Annotated in this window: 10 protein-coding genes; all 10 read left to right on the top strand. The window is 61.7% G+C overall.

Features of this window, described 5'->3' with window-relative positions; all coding sequences use genetic code 11:
- Positions 1-71: 71 nt before the first annotated feature.
- The 10 genes from CLR77_RS05785 to CLR77_RS05740 all read left to right on the top strand — a co-directional run bounded on the left by CLR77_RS05785 (position 72) and on the right by CLR77_RS05740 (position 14,478).
- On the top strand, positions 72-1,910 hold the full coding sequence (locus CLR77_RS05785; RefSeq protein ID WP_097459593.1) for a caspase family protein: 1,839 nt from the start codon (positions 72-74) through the stop codon (positions 1,908-1,910).
- Positions 1,910-3,304 carry a serine/threonine-protein kinase gene (locus CLR77_RS05780; RefSeq protein ID WP_097459592.1) on the top strand — a complete coding sequence of 465 codons (1,395 nt, stop codon included), beginning with the start codon at positions 1,910-1,912 and terminating at the stop codon, positions 3,302-3,304. Before CLR77_RS05785 ends, CLR77_RS05780 begins: the two co-directional genes overlap by 1 nt.
- Before the next feature lie 82 nt (positions 3,305-3,386).
- Positions 3,387-5,966, top strand: coding sequence for an autotransporter outer membrane beta-barrel domain-containing protein (locus tag CLR77_RS05775; RefSeq protein WP_158227122.1), 2,580 nt, complete (start codon positions 3,387-3,389; stop codon positions 5,964-5,966).
- A gap of 242 nt (positions 5,967-6,208) precedes the next feature.
- Positions 6,209-7,078 carry a phosphate/phosphite/phosphonate ABC transporter substrate-binding protein gene (phnD, locus tag CLR77_RS05770; protein WP_198962669.1) on the top strand — a complete coding sequence of 290 codons (870 nt, stop codon included), beginning with the start codon at positions 6,209-6,211 and terminating at the stop codon, positions 7,076-7,078.
- Positions 7,078-7,854: a phosphonate ABC transporter ATP-binding protein gene (locus CLR77_RS05765; RefSeq protein WP_097459590.1), complete on the top strand. Its 777-nt coding sequence runs from the start codon at positions 7,078-7,080 to the stop codon at positions 7,852-7,854. Before phnD ends, CLR77_RS05765 begins: the two co-directional genes overlap by 1 nt.
- A gap of 24 nt (positions 7,855-7,878) precedes the next feature.
- Positions 7,879-9,288 carry a phosphonate ABC transporter, permease protein PhnE gene (gene phnE, locus CLR77_RS05760; protein ID WP_097459589.1) on the top strand — a complete coding sequence of 470 codons (1,410 nt, stop codon included), beginning with the start codon at positions 7,879-7,881 and terminating at the stop codon, positions 9,286-9,288.
- Positions 9,289-9,436: 148 nt separating this feature from the next.
- Positions 9,437-10,297: a fumarylacetoacetate hydrolase family protein gene (locus CLR77_RS05755; RefSeq protein WP_097459711.1), complete on the top strand. Its 861-nt coding sequence runs from the start codon at positions 9,437-9,439 to the stop codon at positions 10,295-10,297.
- Between the two features lie 212 nt (positions 10,298-10,509).
- A complete protein-coding gene (locus CLR77_RS05750) occupies positions 10,510-12,249 on the top strand; it encodes a methyl-accepting chemotaxis protein (protein WP_097459588.1) in 1,740 nt (579 codons plus the stop codon).
- A gap of 211 nt (positions 12,250-12,460) precedes the next feature.
- Complete coding sequence (locus CLR77_RS05745; protein WP_097459587.1) at positions 12,461-13,663, top strand: acyl-CoA dehydrogenase family protein; 1,203 nt, start codon at positions 12,461-12,463, stop codon at positions 13,661-13,663.
- Positions 13,664-13,722: 59 nt separating this feature from the next.
- Complete coding sequence (locus CLR77_RS05740) at positions 13,723-14,478, top strand: SDR family NAD(P)-dependent oxidoreductase (RefSeq protein WP_097459586.1); 756 nt, start codon at positions 13,723-13,725, stop codon at positions 14,476-14,478.
- Positions 14,479-14,482: the final 4 nt, after the last annotated feature.

Here is a 14,482-nt window from a genome sequence, read left to right as displayed (position 1 = left end):
ATTATTGTTCATTACGTGCGATATTCATTTATCATCCGTCGGTAAGCGCATAAGGAATCTAGGGAGCGGGCATGAAGGGCAGGGATCCTTGGCTAATCGGACGAACGTGGCGCCGTGGTGCCGTCATCCTGGGCGTACTCGTTATTGCCGGCTGCGCCAGTCAGGCACAGGCACCGTCGGTGCCGAACTCAGCCAAGGCGGATGGCCTGATGATCGTCGACTGCCTGCTGCCCGGTCAGGTCCGTCAACTGGGTACCTCCGCCCACTTCCTCACCGCCCGTCGCCCCATCAAGACCACCGCCGATGACTGCGCCATCCGGGGTGGCGAATACACCGCCTATGACCGTGCCGACTATGCGACGGCGCTGAAAGTCTGGCTTCCCCAGGCCAAGGCTGGCGATCCCAAGGCGCAGGTCTACGTGGGCGAAATCTACGAGAAAGGCATGGGGCTGCCACCGGATTACCTGGCTGCAGCCTTCTGGTATCGCAAGGCTGCTGCTGTCGGCGATACCCGTGCGCAGATCGACCTCGGCAACCTGTACGAGAAGGGGCTCGGAGTTGAAAAGGATCCCATCGAAGCCCTGAACTGGTACCGCAAGGCATCGGGTTTGGCGGGCGATAACCTCCAATACGCCTCGACCGTCGTTGCCACCCAGGCGCTGCAAGGCGAGGTCAGCGGACTGAAAAAGCAGGTAAGCCAACTGACCGCCGCGCAGCGTAAAGCGGCCCAACAACTGAAAGTGGCGCAGGCCGCCGCCCACAAGGTACCGGAGAAGAGCGCCTCAGCGCCGCCGCCGAAACGCTCAAAGACCGCGCCCAGTATCGAAATCCTCGACCCGCCCATTGCCGTGACCCGGGGCGGCCCGGTCGCGGTCCTGCGCAGCGGGATCAGCGAACGGGATGTCATCGGCAAGGTTGTGGCGCCGGAAGGGCTCCATCGTTTCACGATCAACGGCAAACCGATCACGGTCGACCAATACCACCTGTTCTTCGCCAAGGTGCCCGTGATCGGTATCCGCACACCGGTGCAGATGCAGGCGACGGACCGCCAGCGCCAGTCCTCGGACTTCAATTTCACGCTGTTCATCAATAAAGAGATTGATCCCAACGCCTCCAAGGACATCATCGTCGGCAGCAATCAGTCCGAGATCAGCGCCGCCGGCATTCACTTCGGGCACTACTATGCGCTGGTGATCGGCAACGCCGACTATGAATACTATCCCGACCTGAAAACCCCGGTCAGCGATGCCAGGGCTGTGGCCAAGGTGCTGACAGAGCGCTATGGCTTCAACACCCGCCTGCTGCTCAACGCAACGCGGTACCAGATGCTCTCCGCGATCAACGAGCTGCGCCAGAAGCTGGCCGAGAACGACAACCTCCTGATCTACTATGCCGGACACGGCGATCTGGACAGCTCCAATGAACGGGGCTATTGGCTGCCGGTCAATGCGGCGCCCGGCAATACCGCCCACTGGCTCTCGAACACGGCGATTTCAGACCAGCTCAGCACCTTCAGGGCAAAGCACATCCTGGTCATCGCCGACTCCTGCTACGCCGGCACCTTGTCCAGCGCGAGCGTCGCCCGTCAGAGTTTCGGCGAAGGCAGGGACTATTCCAAAGCCTGGCTGAAGATCATGGAGCAGGCGCGAGCCCGGACGGTGCTGACATCCGGCGGCATCGCACCGGTACTGGACAAGGGGCAGAGCGATCACTCCGTCTTTGCCCAGGCACTGCTGAAGGCTCTGGATGACAATCACCACCTGATCGACGGCAACCGTCTCTACCTGATGGTATTGCGGCAGGTGCGGGCCGACTCGACCAAGCTGGGCCTGACCCAGACTCCCGATTACGGGGCCATCAAATATGCCGGTCACGAAGCCGGCGAATTCTTCCTGGTACCGAAAGCGTGATGAGTGAAGAGACCCGGATCCAGCCAAGTACGGAGAACGACACACCCAGCTTTGGCCGCTATCGCCTGATTGGCGAGCTGGGACGTGGCGCCATGGGGATCGTCTATCGGTGCGTCGATCCGGATTTCGAGCGGACGGTGGCGATCAAGGTCCTGCACCCGGAATTGCTGGTGAGCGACAGCTCCGGGGAATTCAGGCTGCGCTTCCGCAACGAAATGCGGGCGGCAGGGCGGGTTTCCCACCCCAATATCGTCAATGTGTATGACGCCGGCGAACAGGACGGACGCCCCTATTTCGTCATGGAGTTCGTCGAGGGTCAGGAGCTCGGCGCGCTGTTGAAAGACGAAGGCCCCATGGCATTGGCGCCGGCGTTGGCCATGGCAGACGGTATCCTGGCCGGTCTCGGCCAGATACACAGCCTCGGCGTGGTGCACCGCGATCTCAAGCCCGCCAATATTTTCGTGACCGCCGACGGCAGGCCCAAGCTGGCGGATTTCGGTGTGGCCAAGCTGGAATCGACGGAACTGACTCAAGTCGGCACCGTTATCGGGTCACCCCGCTACATGTCACCCGAACAGTGTCAGGGGCTGGCGGTCGATCAACGCTCGGACCTGTTTGCCGCCGGCGTGGTGCTGTTCGAGATGGTCACCGGCGAACGCTGCTTCGATGGCGCCTCAGCCAACACCATCATGCAACAGATCATGATGGGCTCGCAGGAGCGCATCCGCCGTGCAGGCAAGGGTTTACCGGACGTGCTCAAGCCGGTCCTCCTGAAAGCCCTGGCGCGGGACCCGGAAAAACGTTTTCAAAGCGCCGAGGAATTCCGGCAGGCCCTGTCCTCCATCGATACCGGAGCGTCGGCCCATTCCGCCGCCGGTTCCCGCCGCCCATGGCTAATCGCTATTGCTGCCGCACTGGTCCTGGCCGTTGGCGCCGGCACCTGGTTCGCCATGCACCAGCCCCGGCAGACGCCTCAGGCGGTGACCACCAGCACCCCGGCAGCGCCGGTCGCTCCGACCAGCCCGCCAGCAGACAATGTCGCGCCAGTATCGACGGTAACTCCCGCGCAACCCACGGTGCAGGCCCTGACCCTGGCCAATCAGCAAAAGGTGCAACTGCTGCTGCAGGTGGCACAGGCCCATGAGATGACCGGCCGGCTGGTAACGCCGTCCGGTTCCAGCGCCTACGACGCCTATGAACTGGTTCTGAAAATCGACCCCCACAACAGCAAGGCGCTGGCGGGGCTCCGCACGCTGCAAGCCAAGGTCGGTCAGCGGGTGGAACAACTCCTCGCACAGGGCAACAAGAGCGACGCCCTGGCTGAAGCTAAAGCCGGCGTAGCCGCTTTCCCAACCTCTCAAACGCTGCAGAACCTGAGCAGGCAACTGCAGTAAGACGCTCGCCCCAACAGCCACCAGAGCGACACAACAGGACGTGGAGAAATCGCAGGACATGGAGAGATCACGAGGAATCGTCATGAACAGAACATATCGAGCAGGCAGGCGCTGGGCTGTCGCCATCCTGCTGCTGATGACCGGCTCACAGGCGCATGCCGCCACCGCTATCGACGACACCTATAGCGTCGGCTCCCTATCCGGAGACCAGAAGCTGATCGTGACGGAAAACGATCAGCTGGATTACAGTACCTCGGAGGCCGCGCAGCATATCCGCATCGTCTCGGTCACCCCACTATCGAATGTCGAAGCTGGTTCCGTCTCCATTGCTCCCGACCAGTTGTCGGTCATCTACAGCGCCCCCGGCTACCCCATCACCGGCGAAACCGATACGTTCCAATATACGGTCGAGGATATCCGCGGCCAGAGCACCGCGACGGTCACCCTCCACATCGATTCAAGCGCACCCGTATTGCAGGCGACTGACGACAAGTACCAGACCTATGGCGATCCCATCCTGCTCGACCCGATGGGTAACGACAACTATCCCAGCAACGAGCCCTATCAGATCAGCGTCACCAGCCCCAGCGTCGGCACCCTGACACGCCTGACGGACAAGGATTCGCGGCCCATTTACCAATACACGCCGCCCGCCGGCCTGGCAGCGGCGACCGATGTCACCTTCGGCTATACACTGGATTTCGGCAGCTACGGCAAGACCTCCGCCAGCATCACCATTCATATCGACCCCAACGGTAATCCGATCGTCGCCGGGCTGCAGGATGGCGAAGCCCGGGATCTGGCAACGGCCCTGCAAATTGCTTGTGACGCCAACAGCGCCGGCATCCTGCAGGCCACCAACACGCAATTCAAACAGACCTGCGACACCCTGAGTTCGCTGGACCTGTCCCAACGCAGCGCGGCCATCGATCAGATCCTGCTGCGACAGGTCGGCACCCAGGGCAACACCGTCCTACAGCTCAGCGCCTCGCAGCTGACCAACATCCGCGGACGCCTGCAGCAATTACGTTCGGGAGTGAGCGGCCTCAGCGTTTCCGGCCTCAACGCCCAGATCAATGGCCAGTCCCTGGCCCTCGGCCGGCTCCTCCAGGGCGCTGATGCCACCGGCGGCAGCGCCGGCTCCGAGATACTCAACAGCGGCCGCCTGGGTCTCTTCGTCAACGGCACCCTGACCGTCGGCAGCCGGGACCATACCGGCAATTACGGTGGTTACGACTTCCATAACCAGAACCTGACCCTCGGGGCCGACTACCGGATCACCGACAAGACTATCCTGGGCCTGGCCACCGGCTACGCGTCTGCCCGCAGCAACGCCAGTCAAGGCGACACCCACCTGGATTCGGATACCTGGAACCTCTCGCTCTACGGCAACTATTACCCGACCAGCATCTGGTACGTCGACTGGGTCCTCGGCTACGGTCACTCCAATATGGACAGCCGCCGCGCCGTCGATTTCGGCAGCCTGACATCGACCTCCACCGGTAGCACCCAGGGCAGCCAGTGGAATGCCGCCCTGGACTCGGGCGTCGACGTCGAAGTTCATGGTTTCCAGGTCGGCGGACAGATCGGCGCCGAATACCGGGCCGCCCGGGTCGACGGCTACACCGAGCAAAACACGGCCGGACTCGACCTCATCGTCGGCATGCAGCGAAGCGAAGCGGTGACCGGCAGCATCGGCACTCATGTCAGTAAGGCCTTTGGCCTCTCCGAAGGCGTCGTGATCCCCCAGCTGGACCTGACCTGGAACAAAGCCCTCAAACGGGACACCCATGCGGTCACCGCGAAGCTGGCCATCCTGCCGCAGGCCGGCAACTTCAGTATCCAGACACCCAGTGAGGACAGCGATTACTACGACCTCGGGCTGTCCGTGACCGGCGTCTTCCCTCATGGATACTCCGGCTTCATGCGCTATGGCACCGAACTGGGCCATGCGGACTACACCGTCAGCACCTGGGAGCTCGGCGGTCGCATGGAGCTGAGCGGAGACTGGCGCGGTTTCCCGAAATTCGGCGGCGAACAGGGCCAGAGCGTCGCCACCGGGCTGTTCGTTTCCACAGTGGGCCCCGGCCTGAGCCTCACCTTCCCGCTTTATGGCGAATCGCTGAATATCCGCGGTCTGGTATCGCAGATGCCATACAGCACCTCCCGTGCCTTGGACAGCGTGAAGTATGACGTCAACCTTCACCTGCAGGACTACGCGGCGCTCCTCGACTGGTATCCCTTTGCGGGTAAGTTCCACCTGACGACAGGCGTCTTCGCCCACCGCACCTGGGCCAACAGCACCGCCACTCCCACGCAGCCGGTCGATCTAGGCGGCACGACCTTCACCCCGGCACAAGTGGGCATCCTGCATGCCGATATCGAGTACCCCCACAGCGCGGCCCCCTATCTGGGCATTGGCTGGGGCAATCCCGTCGCGCCCAAGGCCCACTGGACCTTCAACGCCGACATCGGCGTTATGCTGACCGAGCAACCCCGCGCCAGCCTGTCCGCCGACAGCCCCGCCGCCCAGGCCGACCCGGTCCTGAACCTGCAGCTGAACAATGCCTTGCACCAGGAAGAGCAGAACATCAACAACGGCACCCTGTCCCATTTCCGTTTCTGGCCGTTGTTGTCAGTGGGGGTTGGCTACCAGTTCTAGCTCAGGAAGACAATGATGAGGTCCGGGGCCATTTGGCGCCCGGACCGGCTCGAAATCAGCCAAAATCATTCAACACGCTGGGTGTCCCGGCGCCCTTGTCATACAATCTCCTCCCGGCTGAATGCTGCCTGACCTCGATATGTCATGCCAATGGCGTAATGCGATCATTTGGGCAACCGGATGCCGCCTCGCTCGAACAAACGAATTCAAGAACGATGTCCTAACGACAAGGGAGAAGATACATGCGTTGGCAAGTAATGACCGGCCGTCTGGCCGCGTCGGTGATGAGTCTGATTTTGGCCCTGGCTGGCCTGTTTGCCTCCCAGGCGGCCTCCGCTGAAGACGTCCTGCGCGTCGGGATGATTCCCGATGCCGGCGCAACCCAGGTTTCCGTGGAGCAGAAGGCACCTCTCCAGGCTTACCTGGAAAAGGCCCTGGGGCGCAAGGTCAAGCTGATCATCCCGACCAACTACAACGCTACCGTCGAAGGTCTCGATAACGGCTCCCTGGACATTGCCTATCTGGGTGGCCTCACTTACGTGAAGGCCCACGCCCGTGCCCAGGTGATTCCTCTCGTCCAGCGCAAGACCGACCGGGAATTCCACGCGCTGTTCATCACCCAGCCCGACAGTGGCATCAACACGCTGGCCGATCTCAAGGGCAAGCGTTTCGCTTTCGGTGACATCAACTCCACCAGCGGCCACCTGATGCCCTACCGCGCGTTGATCAAGGCCGGCGTGGATCCGGACAAAGACCTCAAGTTCCGCTATACCGGCAGCCATCCCGCCACCATCAAGGCTGTTGCAGCCGGCGTCGTCGATGCGGGTGCCTGCGATGAAACCGTCTACCACGCCATGATCAATGCCCATAAGGTGGACCCGAACAAAGTGAAGGTGTTCTACACCACTCCCGCTTTCGTCGACTATGTCTGGGTTGCGCGCAAGGGGCTGCCGGCATCGACCCGTGAAGCCGTCATCGAGGCCTTCCTGTCGCTGAAAGCCCACAAGGACGAGAAGATCCTGACGATCCTGCGCGGCAAGTCATTCGTCAGGGCCAACGATCAGGAATACGATGCCATCCGCAGCACGGCGAAGAAACTGGGCTTGTTCTGATGACCACACCGTTGTTACAGGTTGAGCACCTGCGGGTGCAACCGCCGGGCGCGGAGCGGCCGATTCTGGAGGACGTTTCCACCGTCATCCGGGCCGGCGAGCGCGTTGCCCTGGTCGGTCCCAGCGGTGCGGGCAAGACGACGCTGCTGCGGGCGCTGAATGGCAGCGTCAGAGCGCTGTCTGGACGCATCCTGTTCAACGGTATCCAACTCGACGACCGCTCCAGCCGCATATTGCGGCAGGTGCGGCGCGGCATGGCGGTGATCCCCCAGAAACACGATCTGGTGGAAAACCTCAAGGTCTATCACAACGTCATGGCCGGCGCCCTGGGGCGCTGGTCCAACGCCCACGCGCTACGCTTCCTGTTCTGGCAAACAGCGAGCGAACTCGACGAGGCACGCCACGCCTTGGATCGGGTAGAGATGGCCAACAAACTTCACGACTCCGCCGGGAAGCTTTCCGGCGGTCAGCAGCAACGGGTCGCCATTGCCAGGGCGCTGGTACAAAAACCCTTGCTGATCCTGGCGGACGAGCCCGTGGCTTCCCTCGACCCTCGCATGGCGAGACAGGTGCTCGAACTCCTCTGCAAGCTGGCCGAGGATGATGGTGTTGCGCTGCTATGCACCCTGCACCAGCCGGAACTGGCACGGGAATATTTTCCCCGGACACTAGAAATGCGTGACGGGAAGCTGACGACGGACTCCGCCGGGCAAGCCCCGGTTGCGCCGACGCGCTCAGCCGGCGAAGCACCCGCCTGGACTCCCGGCAATGCCTAAGACGTCGCCGTAGGGAAGCCGACAATGTCCGACTGGAGCAATGCCTGGAGTACCCTGGTCAGCTTTTTCCCGCCCGACCTGTCGCTGACCTACCTCTGGGCGCTCAGGGGTCCTGTCCTGGAATCCCTGGGCATGACGGTTGGCGCCATGGTGCTGGCCTATGTATTGAGCCTGCCGATCGGCCTGTACCTGGGCATGCGCGGGCCGGGGTCACGCCCCATCCTGTGGTTACTGACAAGCCTGCGGGCGATCCCGGACCTGACCCTGGCGATCTTTTGCGTCATCGCATTCGGTATCGGTCCAGGCGCCGGTCTGCTGGCGCTGGCGATCTTCTATGCGGCCGCTTTGGGCAAGGTGCTGGCCGACCTGTTCCAGACGGCGGCCAGGGGCCCTATGGCCGCTCTGCGCGCCACCGGTGCCTCTCGTGCCCAGGTGGCGCTCTACGGTCTGCTGCCGCTCAAGCTCAGCGACGTCATCACCTACGGCTCCTACGAGTTCGAATGTGCCGTACGTTCATCCGTCATCGTCGGCGCTGTCGGTGGGGGCGGCCTCGGCGCTGAACTGGTGGGCTCCCTCAATGCGTTCGACTTCCAGCGTTCGGCGACCATCGTCCTGATCCTGGTCCTGATGGTCGCCCTGATCGATTTTGCCGCCTTCCATTTCCGGCGGCGGCCCCGCTGGGTGGCCATTCTGATACCGTTCGGCGCCTATGCGCTCTATGCCCTCTGGCCTCACAACATTACGCTGGTGCATGCGGCACACACCATTGCCGGCATGTTCCCGCCGACACTGCCTGCCAAGGCCTGGGCGACGCTGCCGACACTGCTGCTGGAAACGGTCGAAATGGCGGTTTTCGGCACCCTTCTGGCCGTCGCCCTCGCCATCCCCCTCGGCATGCTGGCCGCTCGCAACCTGACGCCCTTCTGGCTGGCGATCCCGGTACGACGCGCCCTGGAGGTCCTGCGCGCCATTCCGGAAGTGGTCTGGGGGCTGATCCTGGTCGCCATCGCGGGGATTGGGCCGGTTGCCGGCATCTGGGCGCTGGGCCTGCATTCAGCCGGGTGCCTGGGGCGTCTGTTCGCCGAATCGTTCGAGAATGTGCCGGTTGCGCCAGTCAATGCCATCGCCTCAACCGGTGCCTCGCGCCTGTCCATCGCCACCTATGCCACCTTCCCCCTGGCCATTGGACCGCTGGCCATCCACGGCCTGTTCCGGTTGGAGTGGAATATGCGCCAGGCCACCGTGGTCGGCATGATCGGCGCTGGCGGTATCGGGCAGGCACTTTATGAAGCCCAGCAGCTCTTTTTCTACCCGCGAATGATGGCCTATCTCATCATCACCTGGCTGGTCGTTCTGCTCGTCGACGCCCTCAGTCAGCACACCCGGCGGCGACTGGACGGCGCCCATTTGGCCATCGAGGAGCGCGTGCATTGAGCAACAGCCTGCCCGATGACCCCATTCGCCCGACAGCTTGTGTGAACATTCGTTAGCGTTCTATCTTTGTCAGTTATGGGCGCCGGGAATCGGACACAATCCTGTCGTTTTGTATTCCCGACGGGAATGCCAATAGGAGATGAACATCATGCGTTTGGCCATGTTCCACCGCGACGGAAACAAAGGCATAGCGGCAGCGGAAAATCAGGAGTTTCGGGGCATAACCGAGGATCATCCGGAATACCCCGGCAGTCTGGACCGGCTCCTGGCACAGGGCAGCGACCTGAATGCCGTCGCCAAGCGCCTGCTCGCCGGCGCGCCAGTCATCGACCTCGACAGCGTTACCCTGCTGCCGCCGTTACAGGCCCCAGGCAAGATCCTGTGCATCGGCCTCAACTATGCAGATCACTCGGCGGAAGCCGGTTTCGACGCTCCGGCATATCCGACGGTGTTCACCCGCTTTACCTCAACCCTCGTCGCCCATAAGGCGCCGCTGGTGCGGCCGGCGCAGTCTGAACAGTTCGATTATGAAGGCGAAATGGTCGCCGTGATCGGCCGCGGCGGTCGTTATATCCAGCAAGACCGGGCGCTGGACCACGTAGCCGCCTACTCGATCTTCAACGATGTCTCGGTTCGTGATTATCAGTTCAAGTCGCCGCAATGGACCATGGGCAAGAACTTCGATCACACCGGCGCTTTCGGCCCCTGGCTGGTTACAGCGGAAAGCCTGCCGAAAGGCGCCCGCGGCCTGCGCCTGCAGACCCGGCTCAACGGCGACGTGGTGCAGGATGCCATGACCGACGACATGATTTTCGATGTCGCCACGCTGGTGTCCCTGATCAGCGAGGTCATGACGCTGGAAGCCGGCGACATCATCGTTACCGGCACACCGTCCGGCGTTGGTATGGCTCGAAAACCGCCACTCTATATGAAGGCAGGTGATCGCTGCGAAGTCGACATCGAAGGCATTGGCGTACTATCCAACACTGTCAGCGACGAACAGCGCTGATCCGAAGCTTCCCGGCCGGAGCCGTCTACGACTAAAGGTTGTTAACCTAAAGTGGAAAAATTCCCCCACCCGACTAATAGTTAAAGACCGCTGACGTTATTGGTTGTCCGGGTGCGCGTTGCCTGGACACCTGCGCCATGTCTGCAAATATGCAATGACAGGCTATCCTGCAAGTATCCGGTCAAAAAAACAAAGACAGGAAAACATCTACCATGACCCTCTTCAAAAGCCGGGCCTTTACCATCCAGGGTAAGGTGATCGCGCTCTTCGCGCTTATGATCGCTATTTCGGTAGCTTCCTCGATTCTGGTTGTTAAACGCATCCACGAAATTTCATCCAGTGTCGACCGACAGGAAGTCAGCATCGACCAGCAGACCCAGGCCACGAAACAGCAGGGTATGCTGATCAAGCAGCAACAACTGGCCGAGAAGCACCAACTGGAAATCCAACAGGCACAGTTCGATCTGAGCACACTGCAATACTGGTATTTTCAGGCCGCCCTCACGGGAGACCCCAACTCCCTGCAAAGTGCACAGCAGAGCTACGATGCGTTTTCCAAGAAGCTGGACCGTATCGCCAGTATCGATCCCACACAGGCGGATGCCATCAAGGAGGCCCATGGCATTCTCCAGCAGTACCAGGAAGTGGCAGGGAAGATGTATAAGCTGTTCAACACCGGCATGATCGATGCCGGTCGCAGCGTCGCCAAAAACGTCCGAACCCAATCGCTGCGGATCGCGGTAGTACTGACCTCCATCAGCATGCAATATCGCCAACAGGCGGACGCCGCCGCCGCGGGCATCCTGAAGGCCAGCGGACAGGTCAGAACATCGGGCACAGACGTCAAACAGCGGGTCGACGATATCCGTGGCGCCATCAGCGAAGCCGCAAACTCCAGCTATGGCATGATGATTGTGCTGGTGATCGTTGCCGTATTGCTGGGTGCGGCCTTCCTGCGCTCTGTGCGCCAGCCTATCCGTCAGGTCGGTAGTCGTATCCGTCTTATCGAGGAAAATAACGACCTGACCAGCACCCTGGAATACCAGCGCAAGGATGAACTCCAGGAGATTACCCGCGCCTTCGACAGCATGCTGAGCAAGTTCCGCGACTTGATGCGTGGGCTCGGCGATTCTGTCCGCGTCCTGGGCGAGGTCGCCGATACCGGCGAGCAAAACAGCCGCTCACTGGGAGAGCAGGTTCAGCGCCAGCAGGCGGAAACGTCCCAGGTGGCGACAGCGACCAACCAGATGACAGCCACCGCCGTGGGCATCCGCGAGAGCACCGACAGCGCCGCGCAACTGGCCCAGCAGGTCAGCGCGCTGACACACAGCGGGCAGGAAGCCGCCCAGGATTCCACCACTGCCATATCCCAGCTGACTAAGCGCATCGAAACCGCCAGCACCGTCATCCATGAATTGGCACAACGCACGGAGTCCATCGGCAGCGTACTCGACGTGATCCGGGGGATCTCCGAGCAGACCAACCTGCTGGCACTCAACGCCGCTATCGAGGCTGCCCGCGCCGGCGAATCGGGTCGCGGTTTTGCGGTGGTTGCCGATGAGGTTCGCAGCCTGGCACAACGTACCGGGGATTCCACCGGCGAAATCCAGGATGTCGTCACCAGCCTGCAAGCCGATGCCAAGCGCGCCGTGGAGCAAATCAGCCAGAGCCTCGACGACAGTCGTTCAACCGTGGTCAGTATCGAGCGCTGCGGACAGGCCCTGAAGGACATCAATGGGGCGGCCAAGCAGATGCGCGAACTCAACCACCAGGTTGCCGAAGCCATGGCCGAGCAGAGCGAGGCGGTTCAGAGCATCGACCAGAATCTGGTCAACCTCAGCCAGCAAATCGACCAGATCGGACATCGCGCCGAAGAAGCCGGCGAGATGACTCGGCGGCTGTCCAGCGCCAGCAGCGAACTCCAAAGCGCTATTGGCCGTTTCCGCTACTAAGTTTCCGTTTTCAGGCCCATACCGTCGGCGACGATCAGGTCGCCGGCGCCTTTTCTTCTCCTTCGCGTCCCAAGATTTCGCTTGGCGAAATACAATTCCAAATCCTTGACTCACTATCCCGGACATGCCAGATTCAGGCCTTGCTTCGGTGTGAGATCGACGCTGCCCTCGCACCCAGCCCCACCGTCCATTTCCTGATAAGGAGAGGCCCATGTTCGAGTTCAGCGACCGCACCAATGCGCTCCGCGAAAAACTGCTGCGTTTTATGGACACCTATATCTACCCTAATGAAAGCGTTTTTGACGCGCAGCACCAGGCCCAGACCGACCACTGGACGCCGCCGCCCATCCTGGAAGAACTCAAGGCCCGCGCCCGGGAAGAAGGCCTGTGGAACCTGTTCATGCCCCACAACGAGTTCGGTGCCGGTCTGACCAACTTCGAATATGCGCCCTTGTGCGAAATCATGGGCCGCTCTCACCTCGCACCGGAAGTATTCAACTGCGCCGCCCCCGACACCGGCAACATGGAAGTCCTCGCCCAATACGGCACCAAGGAACAGCAGGATCAATGGTTGAAGCCGTTGCTCAATGGCGAGATCCGCTCCTGCTTCTCCATGACGGAACCGGGCGTTGCCTCCTCCGATGCCACCAATATCGAGTGCGAAATCCGTCGCGACGGCGATCACTACATCGTCAACGGCCGCAAGTGGTGGTCCTCCGGCGGCAACGACAGCCGTTGCAAGATCGCCATCGTCATGGGCAAGACCGATCCCGACGCACCCAAGCACCAGCAGCAGTCCATGATCCTGGTGCCGCTCGATGCGCCCGGGGTCAAGATCGAACGACACCTGTCGGTTTTCGGCTACGACCACGCTCCGCACGGCCATGCCGAAATCCTCTATGACAATGTTCGCGTGCCGGCGAGCAACCTGTTGTTGGGTGAGGGTCGCGGATTCGAAATCGCACAAGGCCGCCTGGGGCCGGGCCGGATCCATCATTGCATGCGCTTGATCGGCGTTGCCGAAAGGGCATTGGAGTCGATGTGCAAACGGGCCAACGAACGCGTTGCCTTTGGGGGACCGATTGCAGAACTGGGCGGACTGCGTCAGGACATTGCCCGTTCCCGCTGCGAAATCGATCAGGCCCGCCTGCTGACGTTGCATGCTGCCGACCGCATGGACAAGGTGGGTAACAAGGTGGCCCGCCGCGAAATCGCCATGATCAAGGTGGTTGCGCCCGCCATGGCCTGCCGCATCCTCGACCGCGCCATCCAGGTTCACGGTGCCGCCGGTGTATCGCAGGACACTTTCCTGGCCGCCGCCTATGCCAACTCGCGGACCTTGCGTCTGGCTGACGGTCCGGACGAGGTGCACCGCGAAACCCTGGCCAAACTCGAGTTACGCGCCCATCAGTAGACGGGAAACGCCGTCGCCTATGGACCCTCGACAATAACAATTTGAGTGGGAGACGCAAGATGTTCGATCTCAAGGACAAGGTGGCGATCGTCACCGGCTCCACCCGCGGTATCGGACGCGCCATCGCCGAACACCTGGCCCGGGCCGGTGCCAAGGTTGTCATATCCAGCCGCAAGGCGGATGCTTGTGAGCGAGTTGCTGGCGAACTGGCAGCGGAAGGGCTGACAGTGATGGCCGTGCCCTGTCATGTGGGTTACAAGGAGCAGCTGCATCATCTGGTGGATGCCACCCTCGAAAAATGGGGGCGCCTGGATATCCTGGTGTGCAACGCTGCCACCAACCCGGTCTACGGCCCCATCGCCGACATGACCGACGAAGCCTACGACAAGATCATGAATACCAACGTGCGCAGCACCTTCTGGCTGTGCAACCGGGCCCTGCCGGAAATCGCCCGGCAGGGAGGGGGATCGGTGATCCTGCTGTCGAGTATCGCCGGCCTGCACGGCAACGATGTCATCGGCATCTATGGTGTGTCCAAGGCTGCTGAAGCAGGCTTGGCCCGCCATCTGGCAGTGGAGTGGGGGCCTAGGGGCGTTCGTATCAACGCCATTGCCCCCGGACTGATCGAGACCGACTTCGCCAAGGCGTTACTCGAGAACCCCGACTGGCGGGATCGTGCCGAGCAGAACACACCATTGCGCCGTATTGGCCAACCGGACGATATCGCCGGCGTAGCCCTGTTCCTGGCAAGCGACGCCAGCGCCTACGTGACCGGCCAGGTGATTGTGGCCGACGGTGGCGAAACCATCTCGTAAGGGG

This window comes from Mangrovitalea sediminis (assembly GCF_002514725.1).
GTDB lineage: Bacteria > Pseudomonadota > Gammaproteobacteria > Pseudomonadales > Oleiphilaceae > Mangrovitalea > Mangrovitalea sediminis.
Note: the sequence above shows the minus strand (reverse complement) of the source record. Positions and strands in the feature narration are given on the sequence as shown.